We start from the raw sequence: 20789 nt of genomic DNA on the forward strand, positions 1-20789 counted from the left end.
ATAGGTTTCTTACTAATACTTGCCATTTCTATATATAATTTAAAAAATTTTTTTAACAATATTATATTTACTTGTTTATGGTTTTATTAAATGATAAACTATATAAGATATATTGTTAAGGTAGGGGATTTTATGTGAAAGGGGCCGGAAAAAGTAAAAGTTTTATATGGTTTTTCATATTTTTAGGAGCCATATGTGGCAGTCTTGTAGGAGATGCTATTGGGAATAATTTTAGTTTTTTAAGTTTTTTAAAAAATTTTTATTCAATAGGGATGACAGATCCAGTCGTATTAAATCTCAAAGTTATGGTTCTAACTTTAGGTATAAATTTCAGTATAAATATTATGACTGTAATAGGTATAATCATAGCTGTGATGTTGTATAGAAAATATTAGGAAGTGATGACATGAAAATTGTATTGGCTTCAGCTTCTAGTAGAAGAAGACAACTTTTAAGTAGATTAATAGAAAATTTTCAAGTAGTGGCAAGTGATTTTGATGAAGACTCTGTGGTATTTCAAGGAAGATGTGAATCCTATGTTATGGAACTGGCTGAAGGTAAGGCAAAAGATGTTTGTAGAAAACTAACGGATGAAAGTTCAATAGTTATAGGGTGTGATACCGCAGTGTTTTTAAGAGGAAAAGTAATGGGAAAGCCAAGAGATATACAAGAAGCATTTCATATGTTGAAAGCATTAAGTGGAAATGAACATGATGTATACTCAGGCATAGCCATAATAGATAAGGCTTTACATAAAACAGTTAAAAGTTTTGTACGTACTACTGTAAAATTTTCTGAAATAGATGAAAGATGTATAAGAAATTATTTAAAAAAAGAAGAATATAAAGATAAGGCAGGAGCCTATGGCATTCAAGGCTATGGGGGAGTTTTTGTAAAAGAAATTCATGGGTGTTATTATAATGTAGTAGGATTACCTTTAAATAAGTTGTATAATATGTTAAGTGGGATGGGGGTAAATTTATAATAGGGAGATTTAAAATGAGAGATAATTTAAAGATTATGGATTTGCCCAAAAATGAAAGACCAAGGGAAAGGCTGTTTAGATATGGTTCGGAAGCGTTATCTAATTCAGAACTTCTAGCAGTAATACTTGGAACTGGTATTAAAGGTGAGAATATAGTGTCTTTAAGTAACAGAATAATAAAAGATAATGGGGGATTAAATGGAGTTTTTAATTCTGATTTAGAGGATTTTGTGAGTATTTCAGGGGTGGGAAAGGCTAAGGCAGCTAAGATACTTGCCATGGTGGAGCTGTCAAAGAGGTTTAAGTCCTACAAAAATGGGGATGACTATAGGATATGCAGCCCTCAAGATGCTGCAGTACTTGTTATGGAAGAAATGAGAGGGATGAAGCAGGAACATCTTAAAGTTATTCTGTTAAATGCAAAAAATATGGTTATAGGAATTAAAAATGTATTTATTGGGACTTTAAATTCATCTATAGTGCATCCAAGAGAAATATTTTTTTATGCCATAAAAAAGAATAGTGCTTCTATAATTCTATGTCATAATCATCCTTCTGGAGATCCCTCTCCTAGTAATGAAGATGTAAACGTAACTTTTAGATTAAAAAAGTGTGGTGAGCTTTTAGGAATACAATTAGTTGATCATTTAATAATAGGAAATGGAATATTTATCAGTTTAAAAGAAAAAGGAATTTTGTGAGGTTGAAAGGAGAAATATAAAATGGGTTTTTTTGGAATATCTAGAGATATGGGAATCGATTTGGGAACAGCTAATACATTAATATATGTTAAAGGAAAAGGAATAGTACTTAGAGAACCTTCTGTGGTGGCTATAAATAAAGATGTTAAAAAGGTAATGGCTATAGGTAATGAGGCAAAGGATATGATAGGTAGAACTCCGGGTAATATAGTAGCGATAAGACCGTTAAAGGATGGAGTTATTGCTGATTTTGATATAACCCATACTATGCTTAGAAAATTTATAGAGAAGGTAAGTCCTAAGTCAGCATTTACAAGTCCTAGAATATTTGTATGTTTTCCCTCTGGAGTTACTGAGGTGGAGAAAAGGGCAATAGAAGAAGCAACAAAACATGCAGGAGCTAGAGATGTGCTCCTTATGGAAGAGCCTATGGCAGCTGCAATTGGAGCGGGGCTTCCAGTACATGAACCTACGGGAAGTATGATTGTGGATATAGGTGGAGGAACTACAGAAGTTGCTGTGGTATCCCTTGGAGGAATTGTTACAAGTAAGTCACTTAGAATTGCTGGAGATGAATTGGATCAAGGTATAATAAGTTACATAAAGAAAGAATATAATTTGATGATAGGTGAAAGAACAGCAGAAAATGTAAAAATCCAATTAGGATCCGCATATGATATGGGAGAAGAGAACTCCATGGAAATAAGAGGAAGAGATTTAATATCAGGATTACCTAAAGTTATAAATATAACTGAAAGTGAAGTTAGAGATGCTTTGAAGGAGCCTATAGTGTCAATAATTGAGTCTATAAAGACAACTCTTGAAAAAACCCCACCAGAACTTGCAGCGGATATAATGGATAAAGGAATTATGCTGGCAGGTGGAGGAGCAATGCTTAAGGGACTAGATCAATTAATAAATATAGAGACACATATGCCAGTACACATAGCTGAATCACCTCTTGATTGTGTGGCCTTAGGCGCAGGAAAGGCATTAGATACTATTGATAAAATAGTAGCTAGTAGAAAATAGTTATGAGTGGTATGTTATGCGATTTTTGAAAAATAAACTTGTAATAACTATAATAATGCTCTCAATTATTTTTTTAGTATTAATTTCTTTTAGTTTCAAGAGTGATGGTAATTCGGTTATAAGAAATGGTGTAGGTATTACTTTTAATTCTCTCCAGGGAGGATTGTATAAAATTAATAGTAAAATAAAAGACTCCATAAGCTTCATTCTAAATTTTTCTGATGTTAAAAAAGAAAATGAACAGTTGAAGAAAAAAAATAGTTCCCTAGAAAATAAGCTTGTGGAATATGATGCTTTAAAAGATGAAAATTCTAATTTAAGAAAGGAGCTGGATTTTAAAAATGAAAGAGAGGAATACAATTATATAGGCTGTGACATAATAGGGAAAAGCAGTAGTGGAATGTTAGATCAAGTTGCCGTAAATAGGGGAAGTAAAGATGGTATAGAAAAACAAATGATAGCTGTTACTGCAGATGGCTTGGTGGGTCAAGTTGTACATGTGGAAAAAAATTGGTCTATAGTTCAATGTTTAACTAATGAGAATATGGCAGTGGGGGGAACTGTTAATAAAACAGGAGATGAAAGTGGAGTAATAAATAGCGGTATTGTAAAAGGCTATAAAAGTGATGAGAGCAAGTTTTTGGCTAAGCTTTATTATCTTCCACAGGAATCTACTGTAAAAAAAGGAGATACCGTGTTAACTTCAGGAATTGATAATTCCTATCCTAGTGGAATTAGAATTGGAACTGTAGTAGATGTAGAAACGGATAAAGGAAAGGTAATGAAAAATGCTTTAGTAAAGCCTTATGTGAATTTTGACAAAATTCAACAATTGCTTATAGTAATCCCTAAAAATAAAATAGATATAAAATACTAGGGTGATGAAAAATGAAAAAAATATTAGTGTTAAGTGTCTTGTCTATAGTTTTGTTTATATTAGACAATGTATTAATGCCTTTTTTTGCTATAAAAACTTTTTATCCAAGTCTCCTTTTCATTTTTATAATCTGTTATTCTATTGTAAATGGAAAGTGGGAAGGATTATGGCTTGGAGTATTTGTGGGACTGTTACAGGATGTATACTTTTCTCAGGGGTTTGGAATAAATGCATTTACAAATATGATAATATGTGTCACGGCAGGAGTTGTAGGGGACAACATATTCAAGGAAAAAAGGCTTATTCCAGTTATTTCTTGCTTTCTATTGGCTTTATTTAAAGGTATTTTGGTATTTGCACTGTTATATCTATATGGTATATATGTGAATATGAGTAAAGTATTTTTTATAAGTATTTATGATATGGTATTATGTATTTTTATGTATAGACCTATATATAAGCTTTGTAATAAAGAGTACATGCAGATTAAATGGAAGTTCTAAAAGTCAAAATAAGGTACTTTATAATTGGAGGCGATTTTTGTGAAAAATAAAAAGCATCATAATATTACAAGGTATACTATGGTTATAGTAATTATGTCAGTTCTTTTTGTAACCATGGCTATGAGGCTTTTTTTCCTCCAGGTGGTGCAGGGTAAGGAATATAAGGAACAGTCAAATAATAAATCTATAAGAGAGATACCTGATACTGCTCCACGAGGGGATATTTTAGACAGCAAGGGCAACAAACTGGCTAGAAGTGTTCAAGGGTATGTACTTGTATACAACCAGCCTGACGAAGACGAAGATACAGATGAGAGTAATAACACATTTTTTACTACTATGGACAAAGTGTTTAAAATATTGGACGAAAATAAAGTAAATCAGCAGGATGACTTTGAACTTAAGGTAAGTCCCTTTAGGTTTGAATTTAGAAGTGATGATGAGAATACCCGAAATGCCTTAGAGATAAAATTCAAAAGAGACAGAGGATTAAATGAGGTCATAGAGAAAAAAATTAAAAGTAAAAATGAAGACATTTCAGATGATGATTTAAAAAATCAGGTTAATAAAGAACTTTTAAAAATATCTGCAGAGGATACTTTTAAGACACTTCTAAAAGAATATGAAATTCCAAGTGGATATTCCACAGAAGAACAAAGAAGATTTATGATTATAAGAGATACTTTAAAAATGCAGAGTTTTTCGGGTTATAAGCCCGTAACAATAGCAAGTAATATAAGTAAAGATACTGCTTTTAAATTTTTACAGATGTTAAATGAGCTTCCTAATATAGATGTAAGTACTCAACCTATAAGATCCTATCCAAATGGAGAGCTTGGCTCTGCCTTTTTAGGATACATATCAAAAATAGCCTCTAATTATGACAAATATAAAGACAAGGGTTATGATATAAGCAGTGATTATGTAGGTCAAGCGGGAATTGAGGCAGCTTTTGAGGACAGATTAAAAGGTTCAAAAGGCGGCAGGATAGTAAAACTCAATAAAGATGGCAGAGTAATTGAGGAACTGGGCAGCAGGGATTCCTATCCTGGGCAAACTGTACAGCTTACCATAGACAAGGATGTGCAGGCTGCAGCAGAAAAGGCACTGGATGAGAGAATGGCAGAATTAAGACAGAATCCCTATGGCCAAAGGAGATCAGATACCACCAATGCAACTAGAGGGGCAGCGGTGGTGATTAATGTGAATACAGGAGCCATAATAGCACTGGCTAGTAGGCCGGGATATGATCCAAATGACTTTGCAACTCCTGGAAAACTTTCAACAGAAGCATATAACCAATATTTTAATCCTGATTTAGAGGAATTTGGAAGAGAATATATAAGGGCAAGAAATATTACCTCCAATTATCCTGGGAAAACTGAGGATGAAGTGTTAGATATACTTTTTCCTATTGATAAAAGCATAAAAAATAATACTACCATAAGGCAGGATGTATATGATATATATGCAAAACCTTTTTATAATTATGCTACTCAGTCTCTGATACCGCCAGGTTCTACCTTTAAGCCTATGACTGCCATTGCGGGACTGGAAAGCGGCGTTATAACACCTGATTTCAGTTATTACGACAATGGTACTTATAATCAGGGGGGGAGACTTGTAAAATTTGAATTGGATGGAGCTAATGGGCTAGTTAGCCTTACAAGTGCCATACAAAAATCCAGTAACCCTTATTTCATGGAAGTGGCAAGGCTTTTTAGAAATGCTTTTGGTGATGACACCCTAGCTAAATATGCCTGGAAATTTGGACTTGGAGTACCAACAGGCAGCGAAGAAAAACCTGCTACAGGCATAGAAATTCCGGAAAAATTTGGACAGGTATATAATACTAAGTCTAATGAAAATACCTATGCCAATACCTACCTTTGGAAAATTATGTCCTTACTTAAAAGTGGGGTAGATGACAAGGGGAACAGTATAGTTAAGATAGATTTATACGATAATGATAATGACTCTACTAAAGTTGAATCATTGAAAAAGGAAATAAAAACCTTAATACAAAGTTCTATAAAAGGTGGAAGCAGTTCTTTTGATAAAGATAAATATAAAGAAGTATTTTCAGAATTGATCCAGGAAGATCCAAATAACAAAAAAAATATCAGTGATAAAGAAATGAATAGTTTAATTGAGGCTATATATTACACAGCTGTTTCAGATGCCAATGCTCAGCTTAATGTACCGGCTAATGTAGAAAATGCTGCTATAGGTCAGGGATTAAATCAGTTTACTCCTCTTCAGATGGCAGATTATATTGCAACCCTTGCAAATGGAGGAACCAGATATAAGCTTCACCTGGTAGACAAATTTTTGGATTCCGATGGTAATGTTATTGAACAGGTGAAACCAGAGGTTCTTGAAAAGACGGAGGTTAAGGCCGAAAATATAGAGGCGGTTAAAGCGGGAATGGAGGCAGTTAATGAAAAAGGTACTGCAGCCCAGGCTTTTGCAGATTTCCCTATAAAAACTGCAGGAAAAACAGGTACTGCAACCATAGGAAGCCAGGAACAGCAGACCCAAATTGGAAGAACGGATTATGCAGAGTATGTAGGTTATGCACCAATGGATAATCCTGAAATAGCTGTGTGTGTAGTGGTATTTGACGGAGGTATGGGGGCTGGTTCTGCTTATATAGCCAGAGATATCTATTCTGCATATTTTAATTTAAATCAAGGAAATAGTGAAGAAAATTCAGGTGCTGGTGAATAACAGTATATGAATTTGCGAATAGGTTACTCTATTTGCAAATTTATATATGATAATTAATGTAGTATTATGTATTTAAATAAAAGTTAGCTCAGGTAAGATATTTTCAAAAATACGAAGAAATTTAAGGATACAAGAATTTTTGATAAATAAAGTTAAAATATAGGGAGGATTTATGTGAATAATGTTGAAATATTATTATGAGGTAACTTATGGAGGCTAATTTATGATAGATAATAATATATTAGTTAAGGGTAATAAAGAGGGCATAAATATAGTTATAAATATAAATAAATTTAAAGATTTTGAAGAAATGCTGGAAGCCTTAGTAAAAAGACTTTCAGTAGGCAAGATGTTTTATAAGGGATGTAATTTGAAAATAATTACAGACTTAAAAAATATAAATGAAAAACAATCTATAAAATTGAAACAGGTGTTATTTGAAAAATTTTTGATAAAGGATTGTATATTTCAAGACAGCAATGAAAAACCTAGTAAAATATTTTCTGGTATTTATGAGGGTAGAACTAAATTCTTGAGAAAAACAATAAGAGGAGGACAGGTTGTAAATTATCCTGGCAATATAGTTATAATAGGGGATGTAAATGCTGGCTCAGAAATATATGTAGGGGGTAATATAATAGTATTTGGAACCCTAAGAGGATATGCTCATGCGGGTTTTGGAGGAAATTCCAAAGCAATAGTTGCTGCAATTTCCTTGGAGCCAGAAATGCTTCAAATTGCTGATTTAGTGACTAGATCTCCAGATAACATGAAACCCCAATATCCAGAGGTAGCTAAAGTTAGAGGAAATATAATAATAGTAGAACCATATTTGCCTAATAAGTTTATTTAAGGGAGGTAGTGTAAATGGGAGAAGCAATTGTAGTAACATCAGGCAAGGGAGGAGTTGGAAAAACTACTACTACGGCTAATATAGGTACAGGATTAGCTGCTTTAAATAAAAATGTAGTGGTAGTAGATGGGGATACTGGACTTAGAAATCTAGATATTCTTATGGGGCTTGAAAATAGGATTGTATTTACTTTGCTAGATGTACTAGAAAATAAATGCAGACTTAAACAGGCTCTTATAAAAGATAAGAGATTACCTAATCTATATCTTTTACCTACGGCACAGACTAGAGATAAGGAAGATATAAGTGCAGAACAGATGATGAATTTAGTGAATGAACTAAAAGCCAGTTATGATTATGTAATAATAGATTGTCCAGCAGGAATTGAACAGGGATTTGAAAATGCCGTAGCAGGTGCAGATAGAGCATTGATAGTAGTAAATCCTGAGGTTACTTCTGTTAGGGATTCTGATAGGGTTATTGGTAAACTGGATGCTAAAGGTCTTGAAAATCACCAGCTTATAATAAATAGAATAAATTATAAGATGACTAAAAGTGGAGATATGTTAGATGTTAATGACATATTAGATAGTTTAGCTATAGAACTTATAGGGGTAGTACCAGATGACAGAACTATAACTGTTTCAACTAATAAAGGAGAACCAATAGTATTAGATAAAAGTGCTATCTCAGGTCAGGCTTTTAGAAATATAGCAAGAAGAATAATAGGGGAAGAGGTGCCTCTTATAGATTTAAGCAGTGAGCAAGAAGGATTATTTTCATCCATAAAAAAAATATTTGGTATTAAATAAGGAGTGTAGGGAAATGGATTTATTTAGGGCGTTTTCCAAGCCATCTTCCAAGGATATAGCTAAAGAAAGATTGAGGTTAATACTTATAAATGACAGATGCAGTATGCCTCAGGAAGTATTAGAAGATATAAAGGAAGATATACTTAAAGTACTTTCGAAATATATGGAAATAAACTACGCTGAAATAGATGTTAGAATGACGATTACTGAGAAAGTCGAGGAAGATCCAGTAGCACTTGTTGCCAATATACCTGTAAAAAAAGTTAAGTATAATAAATAGCTGTGTATTATACATGGCTTTTTTACTTTGCTGTGGTATAATCATTATAGTTATATTGGAGGGATATAGATGTTGTTTGAAAAACTTACTATTAGTAAAAGATTCTTGAGAGAGCTTGATTTTCCTATGCTTATTACAGTATTGATTATATGTGTATTTGGAAGTTTAAATATATATAGTGCTTCCCATCTAAGTTATGGAAATCAATTTTTAAAGTCTCAGATTATTTGGATAATTATGGGGTTTGTATTAATCTATTCTATACTTTTAATAGATTATTCCTTAATAAAGAGTTATGCTGCTATAATATACTGGTTTGGAGTATTTTTACTTGTTATAAACTGTATTCCTATGTTTCAATATACGGTAAATGGAGCTTCTTCATGGATTAAAATTGGAAGGTTTACTATGCAGCCTTCTGAATTTGCCAAAGTAGGAATTATACTGATGCTGGCAAAAGAATTAGATGACATGGAAGGAAATATCAATAACTTAAAAAATTTTTTAAAACTTACAATGTATGCGGCTATCCCTATGGCTTTAATTGTAAGTCAGCCTGATATGGGAATGACTATGGTTTGTTTTTTTACTGTACTTGGGATATATTTTGTAGCAGGTTTAGATTTAAAGGTAATAATTGGGGGCATATTGGGTGTGGCATTAGTAATAGCTATAGCCTGGAAGTTTACACTTATACCATATTATCAAAGAATGAGGATTATATCCCTATTTAATGCAGATAAATATCAATTAAGTTTTACACTTCAGCTTACCCAATCAAAGATAGGAATTGGATCCGGTGGAATATTTGGAAAAGGTTTCTTAAAGGGAACTCAAATATCAGGAGAATATATTCCAGAAACTCATACGGATTTTATTTTTTCTGTAGTTGGAGAGGAGTGGGGGCTTGTAGGAGCACTTTCACTAATAGCATTTTATGGAGTTGTAATATATCGTTCTATAAATATAGCCAGAGAGTCTAAAGATATATTTGGTTCCATGGTGTGCGTAGGCATTGTATCTTCTATGCTATTTTCTATTTTTCAAAATGTGGGCATGACCATAGGTTTATTACCTATAACAGGTATTACATTACCTTTTATGAGTTATGGAGGAAGTTCTATTTTAACAGCGTTTATAAGTATAGCTCTTATTTTAAATATAGGTATGAGAAGAAAGAAAATTAATTTTTAAAGTATGTGAAAATAAGTAATAATCAAAATATGATAAATATATATTTTAAAGAGACTTTATAAAATTTTTATTTTTTAATTTAATTTTATAAAGTCTTTTTAAAGTAGTATGCTTGGGCCAACCGTCCCAAATTCTAGTCATAAATAGTGATACCCTTAAATATATATTAAGTAGCATGTTATTTAAAAAGGAGGATGCTGTGGGATATTATGATTCAGAATATGAAAAATATTATGGCTCATTAAGGAGAAAACTCAATTATTCACCTTATTATGGAGGAAGAACATATAATAAAGAAAACTATTGTAATAAAAAAGGGAACTATTTAGTTAAAAGAATTATAAGAGAGCTGATAGGAGTGTTGATATTATTTATATTCATTATATTATGTAAAGTAACTTCAAATCCTCAGGCTAAAAGTGTATATAATTATTCTAAGAGCATAATAAATCAAAACTATAATTATAGTAAGTTAAAAACTCAATTAAATAGTATCAATATAAATTATGTTGAAGATAAAATAAAAAATACAGTTAAGGAACTCAGGGTTAATGGGGAAAAATAAATTTTAAGAGGTATTTTTGTGATTAAAATAAATAAATACTTTATTCCCTATATAATACTTTTGATTGTAGTAGGTTATAGAGGGCAGATTATTTATACAGCTATAGTAGTTTTTTTTCATGAAATTATTCATTATTTATTTTCTAGATATTATAAGTTTTCTGGATTTGGCATAGAATTCATAGCAGTGGGAGCTGTTATAAAACTTAAAGATTTAGATGAAGCATTTCCAAAAGAGGATTTAATAATTTCGATTTCTGGTCCCATATTTAATTTGATTTTCAGTGGACTTTTTTATTTTATGTATAAAATTTTATATTATAATTTTTGTTATGTGTTCTTTTCTATAAATTTAGCCATAGGATTGTTCAATCTAATACCTGCATTTCCTTTAGATGGAGGAAGAATACTAAGAAGTATTCTAAACCTTAAACTACCATATAGAATGGCAAATAAGATTACCATAGTAATAAGCATAATTATTGGAATAATGCTTATGTTAGTCTATGTATTCCTATTTTTAAATGGACATAGTAATTTCACAATTGGAATAATAGCTACATTTATAGTGACTACATCCTTGAAAGAAAATGAAAGGACATCTTATATAATTATGGGAGACATTATTAAAAAGAAATATAAATTTATAAAGAGAGGATATATTGAAAATAGAAATTTATCTATATATTATAAACAAAATCTTCTTACAGCTATGGGATTGTTTGATAAAGGTAAATATAACATGTTTACAGTACTAGACGATGAAATGAATGTGATGGATTTGATATATGAAGAGGAAATAATTGATGCTTTAAAATTATATGGAAATATAACCATAGAAGAGTTTATGAAGTTGAATGGATAAAGTACAGCATGCTTTTTTTGCATCTGTACTTTTTTGCAAATTAAGTAAATTTATAGATGATAATATATCACTATTTTTTTGCATTTTAAATTGTTTAGGGGTATGCTAAAATATAATGATGAATACCTAAGAGGAGGATTTTGATGAATAGAATTTCTGATGATATATTATTTAAGGTAGAAAAACCTGGCCGTTATATTGGAGGTGAAATGAATTCTTACATAAAAGATAAAGAAAAAATAGATATTCGTTATGCATTTTGTTTTCCGGATGTGTATGAAGTGGGTATGTCACATTTAGGTATGAAAATATTATATTACATATTGAATGAAAGAAAAGATACTTATTGTGAAAGGGTATTTGCACCCTGGCCGGATATGGAAGAACTTATGAGAAAAAATGGTATATTATTATATGGACTAGAAAGCAAAGAAGCAATACGTGATTTTGATTTTATAGGATTTACTCTGCAGTATGAGATGAGTTATACTAATATTTTGAATATGTTAAATTTGACAGGATTGCCTGTTAGAGCTTCCGAAAGAGGAGAAGATATGCCTATAATTATGTGTGGGGGACCCTGTGCATATAATCCTGAACCACTATGGGATATAGCTGATTTGTTTTCTATAGGAGAAGGAGAAGAACAAATAAATGAAGTTATGGATTTGTACAAAATTTATAAGGGGAATAAGAAGGAATTTTTGAGAAATGTGTGCCATATAGAAGGAATATATGTACCTTCTCTTTATGAAGTATATTATAATGATGATGATACTATTAAAGAATTTAAACCTATTTATGAAGATGTACCTAAAAAAATTACTAAAAGAATAATTAAAAATTTTAATGATGTAGTTTATCCTGATAAACTTATAGTGCCTTATACAGATATAGTACATGATAGGATAATACTTGAAACCTTTAGAGGATGTACAAGAGGATGTAGGTTTTGTCAGGCAGGCATAATATATAGGCCTGTAAGGGAGAAAAGTACATCAAAATTACTAGAACAGGTGGATAAATTAATAAAAAATACTGGTTATTCGGAAGTGTCATTAACTTCATTAAGCATATGTGATTATTCTGATTTGAAAAATTTAGTTTATAATTTTATTGAAAAATATGAAAAGGAAAAGGTGGGAGTATCTCTTCCTTCTCTTAGAATAGATTCTTTCTCTGTGGAACTTATAAATGAAATCCAAAAAGTAAGAAAAACTGGACTAACTTTTGCACCAGAAGCGGGCAGTCAGAGAATGAGAGATGTAATAAACAAAGGCGTTACAGAAGAGGATTTAATGAATTCTGTAAAAAATGCATTTTTATCGGGATGGTCTACTATAAAATTGTATTTTATGATAGGGCTTCCTTATGAGACTGTAGAAGATGTAAAGGGTATAGCAGAATTATCTCAAAAAGTGGTAGATCAGTATTTTGGAATTCCCAAAAATATAAGGAAAAAAGGGCTTAAGGTAACAGTTAGTACATCCATATTTGTACCTAAACCTTTTACAGCTTTTCAATGGTCAGCTCAAGCTGAAATGAAGGGAATAAGGGAAAAAATTAAAGTTTTAAGATCTTCTATAAAAAGCAAAAACATAGTGTATAATTGGCATGAAACACCAGTGAGTTACCTAGAGGCTGCTTTTGCCAGAGGAGATAGAAAAATGTGTGATGTATTAGTTAAGGCCTATGAAAAAGGAGCTAAATTCGATGGATGGTCGGAATATTTTAATTTTGAATTGTGGATGGAAGCTTTTCTGGAATGTAAAGTGAATTCAGATTTTTATATCTACAGAAATAGAAATTATGATGAAATACTTCCCTGGGATTTTATAGACGTAGGAGTGGATAAGGAATTTTTAATAAAAGAAAATGAAAAAGCTAAAAAAGCTTTGGTAACTCCTGATTGTAGAAGGGGATGCAAAAATTGCGGGGTGAATGTTAACTTAGGAGGTAAATGCTTTGAAGGAGCAGTATTTAATAAAATTCAGTAAAAAAAATAGTATAAAATTTATAGGTCATCTGGATTTGATGAGAACTATACAGAGGATGATAAAGAGAACAGACCTTCCGGTAGAATACTCCAAAGGATTTAACCCTCATATAAATATGTCTATAGCACAACCCCTCGCTGTGGGAATATATTCTTGTGGAGAATATATGGACTTATATTTTGAAGAGGGGGTATCAGAGGAAGAAATTTTAGAAAAATTGAATAATAATGCTCCTTTAGGTATAGAAATATTGAAAGCAAGCAAAGTCTACAATGCGGAAAATAAAAAGATATTTAAATCTATGGCAGCAATTAGGGCAGCCAAGTATAGTATACAAATACCCTGTAGGGACACTGGTAAAATAGAAACACATATGAAGAATTTGATGAATATGTCAACTTGGAATACCTTGAAAAGAACTAAAAAAGGGGAAAAGGAAACAGATATAAGAAAGATGGTAAAATATATAAATTATTTTATTTGTGATAATAAATTGGTTCTAGATACTACTATTTGCTGTGGGAGTATTGATAATTTGTCACCGGAACTTTTATCAAATCATATACGAGATAATATTGAAGGTTCTGATAAGAACTCTTTTATTAATATAATGAGAGAAGAAATGTATGGAGAGATAGGAAATAAATTAATTCCATTATATGAATATGTAGATAAAATACATTAAGAGGTATGTCCTATAGATAGCTGGCTTTAAGAAGAGGTGAATTATATTTGAAAGAAATATTTGTTGAAAGATCAACAAAAGTTTTAAGGATAATTATAAGACAGGAAAAAATAATTAAAGAATGTTTTATGAAGGAACAGGATCAAAACGCTTATCCAGGAGAAATATATATGGGTATAGTCAAAAATATAGTTCCTGCTATAAAATGTGCCTTTATAGATATAGGATGCAAAAGAAATGCCTATATGTACATAGATAAAAAATTCAAAAATATTAATTTGAAAAAAGGGGATATGGTTCTAGGAGAAATTGTGAAAGAGGATCAGGGAAAAAAAGGGGCTAAAATTGTAAAAAATATAAGTATTCCGGGAAAATACTGTGTTTTAAATAGTTCTTATGATGGAATACAATTTTCCAAGAAAATACATAGTGAATCTTTTAAGAAAAATATATTAGAATCACTAAAGTTACCTGCTGGAATTGGACTTATGATAAGAACTGAAAGTGAAAATATTCCCCTTGAGGTAATACATAATGAAATGGAAAAACTATATAAAGTATATAGTCAGGTAATGAAATCAGCTGCATATTTGCAAAAACCTGGATTATTATTTGATAATGGTGGAATACTGGGGGAAGTACTCAGAGATAAACTTATTGATGATAATTTTATAATATATGTAAATAACCAAGAGGATTATAAATATGTAGAAGATTTTTTAAAAGGATTACATAATGTATGTGTAAATTTGCAATTGTACACAGAAAATAAAAATCTATTTGCTTATTATGAACTGGAAAATAAGATATTAAATTTGAGAAATAATAAAATAGATTTAAAATGTGGTGGATATATAGTCATAAATAGAACGGAAGCTATGTTCGTAATAGATGTTAATTCAGGTAAAAATATAAAAAACGGTACTATGGATAAGACTGTACTTATCACTAATCTGCAGGCTGCAGAGGAAATTGCAGCACAAATAATACTTAGAAATTTGAATGGTATAATACTTATAGATTTTATAGACATGGACAATAATAAAAACAAGAAAAAAGTTATGGATAAATTAAAAGATGGATTTTTGATGGATAAAAATAAGACTGTGATATATCCCTTTACAGAGTTGAATTTAGTACAGATAGCCAGAAAAAGAATGGGCAGATCTATAAATGATTATATAGAAGAAGACTGCGGATGTTGTGGAGGAACAGGCAAAAAAATAAAATTATCTTATATGACTTTACTTATAAAAAACGAAATTTTAAATATGTGTTATGAAAAGAATGTAGAAGATATTCATATTGAGATGGATTCTTTCTATGAAAGTTATATAAAAAAGAGTACAAAAGATTTTATAAAAGATATAGGAGCTGAGAATAAAAGGGTATATATTACCTATGGAAAGAAAATATCTTGTAAAGTAGAAGCACTTTTATTTGCTAGTGATATAGAAGATTTTAAAGATTTTAGGATAAATTGAAAGAACTTTACAAAGGGGAACATATATGTTAAAATGACAGCTGTAGACCGCTCAAAAAAGGTTATGTAAATTATTTGGAAAGCTTTTTCTAATATACCTTTTAGGCGAGACTGGATTGAGGAGGTGTTTTTATGTATGCAGTTGTAGCTACTGGAGGAAAACAGTATAAAGTTTCAGAAGGAGACATAATATATGTTGAAAAGTTAGAGGCTGAAGTTGATTCTACAATTGAACTTGACAAGGTACTTATGGTAAACAAGGATGAAGGATTAGTTGTTGGAAAACCTGTAGTTGAAGGAGCTAAAGTAAAGGCTAAAGTATTAAAGCAAGGAAAAGCTAAGAAGATTATAGTATTTAAATATAAGCCTAAAAAAGATTACAGGAAGAAACAGGGACATAGACAGCCATATACTAAGTTACAGATTGAAAAAATCGATGCATAAGTTATGATTGAAGCGGTATTTAATAAAAAATCTGATAACTTGGTTTCGGTTATAATTAAAGGCCACGCAGAATCAGTAGAACAGGGATATGACATGGTATGTAGTGCTGTTTCTGCAATATCCCAGAGTATTTTAATCGGAATAACAGAAGTTTTAAAATTAAATATAAAATATTCCTTAGAGGATGGCTTTTTAAGTTTTTCATTGGATGGTATAGATGAAAATGATATTTTAAAGTGCCAGGTGCTTATGAAAACTATGCTACTTGGATTAAAGAGTATTGAAATTAGTTTTAGTGAATATATAGTTGTAAAAGAAGTGGAGGAGGTGTAATTTATGATTATTATGAATCTTCAGATATTTGCTCATAAAAAAGGTATGGGTAGCTCAAAAAATGGTAGAGATAGTGAATCCAAGAGACTTGGAACTAAATCTGCTGATGGACAGTTTGTTTTAGCAGGGAATATATTAGTTAGACAGAGGGGAACTAAAATTCATCCTGGAAAAAATGTAGGAAGAGGTTCTGACGATACTTTATTTTCCAAGATAGATGGTATAGTTAGATATGAAAGATTGGGAAAGACAAAAAAGAAAGCCAGTGTATATCCTTTAGAGGTAGAAGAATTAGTAGCTGAATAGTTGTTATTGAGGCACCCTGACAAAAGGGTGCTTTTTTGAAAATATGATTTATCTAAGCACAGCAATTAGTTAATACTCCAAAATTATTTTAAAGTGGGGTATAAGCAGGGCTAACGCGTTTGGATAGGTTCTTCTTAGGTTCAAGTGAAGAAAAGCAGTTATTATGAGCAAACTCCACTTGAACCTAAGAATTACTTGATAACTTTTTATAAGGAAGTGATTAGTATGTTTGTAGATAGGGCCGAAGTATTTGTAAAATCAGGCAGTGGGGGTAATGGTTCTGTTTCATTTAGACGAGAAAAATATGTGCCTCGTGGAGGTCCAGATGGGGGAGATGGAGGAAAAGGTGGGGATGTTATATTAGTAGTAGATCCGGAAATTACCACACTTCTGGATTTTTCATATAAGAAAAAATATGTTGCAGAAAAAGGTGAAAATGGTTCTGGTTCTAAATGTTTTGGAAAAAATGGAGGAAATTTGTATATAAAAGTTCCTCTAGGAACAGTTATAAGGGATGTAGATACAAATAAAATAATGGCGGATCTTTCTCATATTGGAGACAAATATATAGTGGCAAAAGGAGGAAAAGGTGGAAGGGGTAATGTAAGGTTTACCACTGCTGTAAGGCAGGCACCGGATTTTGCTGAACCAGGTATGCCCGGAGAAGAAAGATATATATCACTAGAACTTAAGATTTTAGCAGATGTGGGACTTCTGGGTTTTCCTAATGTAGGTAAATCAACCCTTTTGTCTGTAGTTACTAAAGCAGCCCCTAAGATTGCAAACTATCACTTTACAACACTATCTCCTAATCTGGGAGTAGTAAATATTCCGGGAATACAAAGTTTTGTGATAGCGGATATACCTGGCATAATTGAGGGAGCAGCAGAAGGAGTGGGCCTTGGAATAGATTTTTTAAGGCACATTGAAAGGACCAGACTCTTAATACATGTAGTGGATATATCTGGATTAGAAGGGAGAGATCCCTTTGAAGATTTTATTAAAATAAATGAAGAGTTGAAAAAATATGATGTGAAGCTTTGGGATAGGCCCCAGATAATTGCGGCGAATAAAGCAGATGTGCTATATGATGATAGTATATTTGAGGGTTTTAAGAAAAAAGTAGAAAATTTAGGATATAATAAGGTTTTTAAAATATCTGCAGCTACTAGGCGGGGAGTAGAAGAACTTATGAAAGAAGCTGCAGCCATGCTTACCAATATACCTGTAACAGATATGTACATAAGTGAGGAGGATAAATTTATACCAGAGGAAAAGAGATTCACTTATGAAATAGAAAAACAGGGAAATGTATATATGGTTAAAGGAAGTTTTGTTGACAGGTTACTGGCAAGCATTAATGTAAACGATGCGAATGAATTGAGATACTTTCATAAAGTACTTCAGAATAAAGGAGTTATGAAGCAGTTAATAGATATGGGAATTAAAGACGGAGATGTAGTTAGACTTAATGATTTTGAATTTGATTATATATTATAATGGAGAGAAAATAGATGGTTAAAAAGGCTATTTTTGGTGGAACATTTGATCCCATACATAATGGACATATACATATAGCTTATGAGGCAATATATAGATTGGGATTGGATGAAATTGTATTTATGCCTACGGGTAATCCACCACATAAGGCGAAAAAGAGCATAACAGATGCTTTTTTAAGATATGAAATGGTAAAAGTAGCTATAAGATCAGAGAGCAAATTTACGGTAAGTAACTATGAGGTGAATAAAACTACCTTAAGTTATACTTATAGCACTTTAGAACATTTTAACAAACTGGAATCAAAAACTGAATGGTATTTTCTTACTGGAGCAGATTGTTTAATGGATATAGAAAAGTGGAGTAGGGTAGACAGCATATTTAGATTATGCAAATTTATAGTATTTAACAGACCTGGATTTCCAGCATTTACATCAGAAAGCATAGAGAATCAGAAGAAAAAGATAGAAGATAAATACTCTACTAATATAATATATTTAGATGCTCCTTTATTTGATATTTCTTCTACAGTAATAAGAAACAGTGTGAAGGAAGGAAAAAATGTAAACTATTTTTTACCTGAAAGTGTTTGTAATATTATAAAACAGTTAAATCTTTATAAATAAGGTCAATAATTTTTTATTTTGGAGTGATACAGGATGTGGAGTGAAGAGGAGATAAAAGAATATTTAAAGGAGAGATTATCAGAAAAGAGATATAAACATAGCCTGAATGTAAAAATTACAGCGATAAAATTAGCTGAAGCCTATAATGGAGATGTCAACAAAGCAGCACTGGCTGGGCTTATACATGATTGTGCAAAATATATGTCAGGTAATGAAATTTTGAATTTAGCAGTGAAAAATGGAATTCTTATAGATGAAGTAAGCAGATTGAATCCTAATCTTCTTCATGGCAGTGTAGCTGTTGTGGTTGCAAAAAAAATTATGGGAATTTTTGATGAAGATATACTAAGTGCCATAGCTTGCCATACTACCGGAAAAAAGAATATGAATCTACTGGAAAAAATAATATATATTGCAGATTATATAGAACCTGCCAGAAATTTTCCAGGAGTGGAGGAGCTCAGGGAAAAAGCCTTTGTAGATTTAGATGGAGCAATACTAGATGCTTTTAATAATACTATTAAAGTTGTGATAAATAGAGGTCAGCTTTTACATTTAAACACTATAGAGGGAAGGAATTATTTGGTGTTTCATAGTGGAGAGAAATAGAATATACAATATATTTTATAAATTAGTATAGGAGGTTTTTATAATGAAAAAAGAAATAATAAATACAAAAAAAGCTCCTGGAGCTGTAGGCCCTTATTCACAGGCTGTAAAAGTGGGTAATTTTTTATTTACATCGGGTCAAATACCCTTAGTTCCAGAAACAGGGGAGCTAATTTCAGGGGATATAAAAAAGGCTGCTGAAAGGTGTCTTGAAAATATAAAGGCCATACTTGAGGAAGCAGGAACTTGTCTTGAAAATGTGATTAAGACAACAGTGTATGTAAAAAATATATCAGACTTTACAGATGTGAATGAAGTATATGCAAGATATTTTCAAAAAGACATGCCTGCAAGATCTTGTGTAGAAGTAAAACTTCCTAAGGATGCTCTGGTTGAAATAGAGGTAATCGCATTAATAGATTAGTTTAAAGATAGGTTTAAAGGAGTGAGCTTTAAAAGAGTTCACTCCTAATAATTTAACAGGAGAGAAGTTAAATGGAAGAAAATAAAATAGTATTTAAAGTTAAAGAAGAAGAACAGGGATTAAAATTGAAAGAGTATTTAAAAAAAATTCAAAGATTTTCAGGAAGACTTATAAGAGGAGCGGCTTTAAGTGGAAGAATAGAAATAGATAATAAAAGAGTAAAACTTAATCATGTATTAAAATCAGGAGATGTTATATGTTTTAATTTAATAAAAGAAGAGTCTCAAAATATAGGGGCAGAAAAAATGGATATGGAGGTAGTGTATGAAGATAAGGATATAATAATAGTAAATAAAAGACCGGGAATAGTAGTCCATCCTACAAGAAGTTATCCTAGTGGAACGCTAGCTAATGGTCTTATTTATTATTTTCAGAAAAGTGGAGAAAATTGTATAGTTAGATTGGTAAGTAGGCTGGATATGGATACATCAGGACTTATAATAGTGGCAAAAAATCAGTTTGCCCATATGTGTCTGTCAAGGGATATGAAAAATGAAGATTTTGAAAAAAGCTATATTGCTGTTATTCATGGAAAGATGAAAGAAGATCAGGGTATTATAGATTTACCTATATATAGACCACAAGGAGATGATATAAGAAGAATTGTGGATAAAAGGGGTCAAAGAAGTATTACACATTATAAAGTTATAGAAGAATTTAAACATGATCAACTGCTAAAGCTTATATTAAAAACTGGAAGAACACATCAAATTAGGGTTCATTTAAGTTATTTAGACCACCCACTATATGGAGATACCCTATATGGAATAGAGGAGGATAACAGGTATATAAATAGGCAGGCTCTTCATGCCTATAGGCTTAAGTTTCCCCATCCTAGAGGAAATAAAATATTGGAATTAGAGACTGACATACCAGAGGATATTTCAAATTTAATAAAAGAAATAAAATAAGGCACCTTTTCGTAT

At 31.3% G+C, this 20789-nt stretch carries 24 protein-coding genes; all 24 read left to right on the plus strand.

Going from position 1 to position 20789, the window contains the following annotated elements:
* Positions 1 to 134: 134 nt before the first annotated feature.
* The 24 genes from BS101_RS05575 (at position 135) to BS101_RS05690 (ending at position 20774) form a co-directional block, all read left to right on the plus strand.
* Entirely contained in the window at positions 135 to 395 is a 261-nt protein-coding gene (locus BS101_RS05575) for a DUF4321 domain-containing protein (RefSeq protein WP_073537923.1), read from the plus strand.
* Between the two features lie 11 nt (positions 396 to 406).
* The gene (locus BS101_RS05580) at positions 407 to 985 is read left to right on the plus strand and encodes a Maf-like protein (RefSeq protein WP_073537924.1); all 579 of its coding nucleotides are present in this window, start codon (positions 407 to 409) and stop codon (positions 983 to 985) included.
* 14 nt (positions 986 to 999) lie between these two features.
* Positions 1000 to 1686, plus strand: a complete 687-nt coding sequence (gene radC / locus BS101_RS05585) for a RadC family protein (protein ID WP_073537925.1) — start codon at positions 1000 to 1002, stop codon at positions 1684 to 1686.
* Between the two features lie 21 nt (positions 1687 to 1707).
* Positions 1708 to 2718, plus strand: a complete 1011-nt coding sequence (locus tag BS101_RS05590; RefSeq protein WP_073537926.1) for a rod shape-determining protein — start codon at positions 1708 to 1710, stop codon at positions 2716 to 2718.
* Positions 2719 to 2734: 16 nt separating this feature from the next.
* Positions 2735 to 3595: a rod shape-determining protein MreC gene (mreC, locus tag BS101_RS05595; protein WP_073537927.1), complete on the plus strand. Its 861-nt coding sequence runs from the start codon at positions 2735 to 2737 to the stop codon at positions 3593 to 3595.
* 11 nt (positions 3596 to 3606) lie between these two features.
* Positions 3607 to 4098: a rod shape-determining protein MreD gene (gene mreD / locus BS101_RS05600; RefSeq protein ID WP_073537928.1), complete on the plus strand. Its 492-nt coding sequence runs from the start codon at positions 3607 to 3609 to the stop codon at positions 4096 to 4098.
* Positions 4099 to 4137: 39 nt separating this feature from the next.
* The gene (locus tag BS101_RS05605) at positions 4138 to 6828 is read left to right on the plus strand and encodes a penicillin-binding transpeptidase domain-containing protein (protein ID WP_073537929.1); all 2691 of its coding nucleotides are present in this window, start codon (positions 4138 to 4140) and stop codon (positions 6826 to 6828) included.
* A 223-nt stretch (positions 6829 to 7051) separates the two neighbouring features.
* Positions 7052 to 7681 carry a septum site-determining protein MinC gene (minC, locus tag BS101_RS05610; RefSeq protein ID WP_073537930.1) on the plus strand — a complete coding sequence of 210 codons (630 nt, stop codon included), beginning with the start codon at positions 7052 to 7054 and terminating at the stop codon, positions 7679 to 7681.
* Between the two features lie 14 nt (positions 7682 to 7695).
* Positions 7696 to 8493 carry a septum site-determining protein MinD gene (minD, locus tag BS101_RS05615; RefSeq protein WP_073537931.1) on the plus strand — a complete coding sequence of 266 codons (798 nt, stop codon included), beginning with the start codon at positions 7696 to 7698 and terminating at the stop codon, positions 8491 to 8493.
* A gap of 13 nt (positions 8494 to 8506) precedes the next feature.
* Entirely contained in the window at positions 8507 to 8773 is a 267-nt protein-coding gene (gene minE, locus BS101_RS05620) for a cell division topological specificity factor MinE (protein ID WP_012101250.1), read from the plus strand.
* A gap of 72 nt (positions 8774 to 8845) precedes the next feature.
* Positions 8846 to 9967, plus strand: coding sequence for a rod shape-determining protein RodA (gene rodA / locus BS101_RS05625; RefSeq protein ID WP_198039599.1), 1122 nt, complete (start codon positions 8846 to 8848; stop codon positions 9965 to 9967).
* A 199-nt stretch (positions 9968 to 10166) separates the two neighbouring features.
* Entirely contained in the window at positions 10167 to 10532 is a 366-nt protein-coding gene (locus tag BS101_RS05630) for an endopeptidase (RefSeq protein ID WP_242951410.1), read from the plus strand.
* A gap of 18 nt (positions 10533 to 10550) precedes the next feature.
* A complete protein-coding gene (locus BS101_RS05635) occupies positions 10551 to 11396 on the plus strand; it encodes a M50 family metallopeptidase (protein WP_073537933.1) in 846 nt (281 codons plus the stop codon).
* 143 nt (positions 11397 to 11539) lie between these two features.
* Positions 11540 to 13393, plus strand: a complete 1854-nt coding sequence (locus BS101_RS05640) for a TIGR03960 family B12-binding radical SAM protein (protein ID WP_073537934.1) — start codon at positions 11540 to 11542, stop codon at positions 13391 to 13393.
* A complete protein-coding gene (locus BS101_RS05645; RefSeq protein ID WP_073537935.1) occupies positions 13362 to 14078 on the plus strand; it encodes a TIGR03936 family radical SAM-associated protein in 717 nt (238 codons plus the stop codon). The genes BS101_RS05640 and BS101_RS05645 overlap by 32 nt, the downstream gene beginning before the upstream one ends.
* 47 nt (positions 14079 to 14125) lie before the next feature.
* Positions 14126 to 15562 carry a ribonuclease E/G gene (locus BS101_RS05650; RefSeq protein ID WP_073537936.1) on the plus strand — a complete coding sequence of 479 codons (1437 nt, stop codon included), beginning with the start codon at positions 14126 to 14128 and terminating at the stop codon, positions 15560 to 15562.
* 131 nt (positions 15563 to 15693) lie between these two features.
* Positions 15694 to 16005 (plus strand): 50S ribosomal protein L21, encoded by a 312-nt coding sequence (gene rplU / locus BS101_RS05655; RefSeq protein ID WP_073537937.1) that lies wholly within the window; start codon positions 15694 to 15696, stop codon positions 16003 to 16005.
* Between the two features lie 3 nt (positions 16006 to 16008).
* Positions 16009 to 16338 (plus strand): ribosomal-processing cysteine protease Prp, encoded by a 330-nt coding sequence (locus tag BS101_RS05660; RefSeq protein WP_073537938.1) that lies wholly within the window; start codon positions 16009 to 16011, stop codon positions 16336 to 16338.
* Between the two features lie 3 nt (positions 16339 to 16341).
* Positions 16342 to 16644, plus strand: a complete 303-nt coding sequence (gene rpmA, locus BS101_RS05665) for a 50S ribosomal protein L27 (protein WP_073537939.1) — start codon at positions 16342 to 16344, stop codon at positions 16642 to 16644.
* A 225-nt stretch (positions 16645 to 16869) separates the two neighbouring features.
* Positions 16870 to 18144, plus strand: coding sequence for a GTPase ObgE (gene obgE / locus BS101_RS05670; protein WP_073537940.1), 1275 nt, complete (start codon positions 16870 to 16872; stop codon positions 18142 to 18144).
* Positions 18145 to 18158: 14 nt separating this feature from the next.
* Positions 18159 to 18770, plus strand: a complete 612-nt coding sequence (gene nadD / locus BS101_RS05675) for a nicotinate-nucleotide adenylyltransferase (RefSeq protein ID WP_073537941.1) — start codon at positions 18159 to 18161, stop codon at positions 18768 to 18770.
* 33 nt (positions 18771 to 18803) lie between these two features.
* Positions 18804 to 19379 carry a bis(5'-nucleosyl)-tetraphosphatase (symmetrical) YqeK gene (yqeK, locus tag BS101_RS05680; protein WP_073537942.1) on the plus strand — a complete coding sequence of 192 codons (576 nt, stop codon included), beginning with the start codon at positions 18804 to 18806 and terminating at the stop codon, positions 19377 to 19379.
* A gap of 43 nt (positions 19380 to 19422) precedes the next feature.
* Complete coding sequence (locus tag BS101_RS05685; protein ID WP_073537943.1) at positions 19423 to 19803, plus strand: RidA family protein; 381 nt, start codon at positions 19423 to 19425, stop codon at positions 19801 to 19803.
* Between the two features lie 71 nt (positions 19804 to 19874).
* Positions 19875 to 20774: an RluA family pseudouridine synthase gene (locus tag BS101_RS05690; RefSeq protein WP_073537944.1), complete on the plus strand. Its 900-nt coding sequence runs from the start codon at positions 19875 to 19877 to the stop codon at positions 20772 to 20774.
* The last annotated feature ends 15 nt before the right edge of the window (positions 20775 to 20789 follow it).

Source organism: Clostridium kluyveri (genome assembly GCF_001902295.1).
Taxonomy (GTDB): Bacteria; Bacillota; Clostridia; order Clostridiales; family Clostridiaceae; genus Clostridium_B; species Clostridium_B kluyveri_B.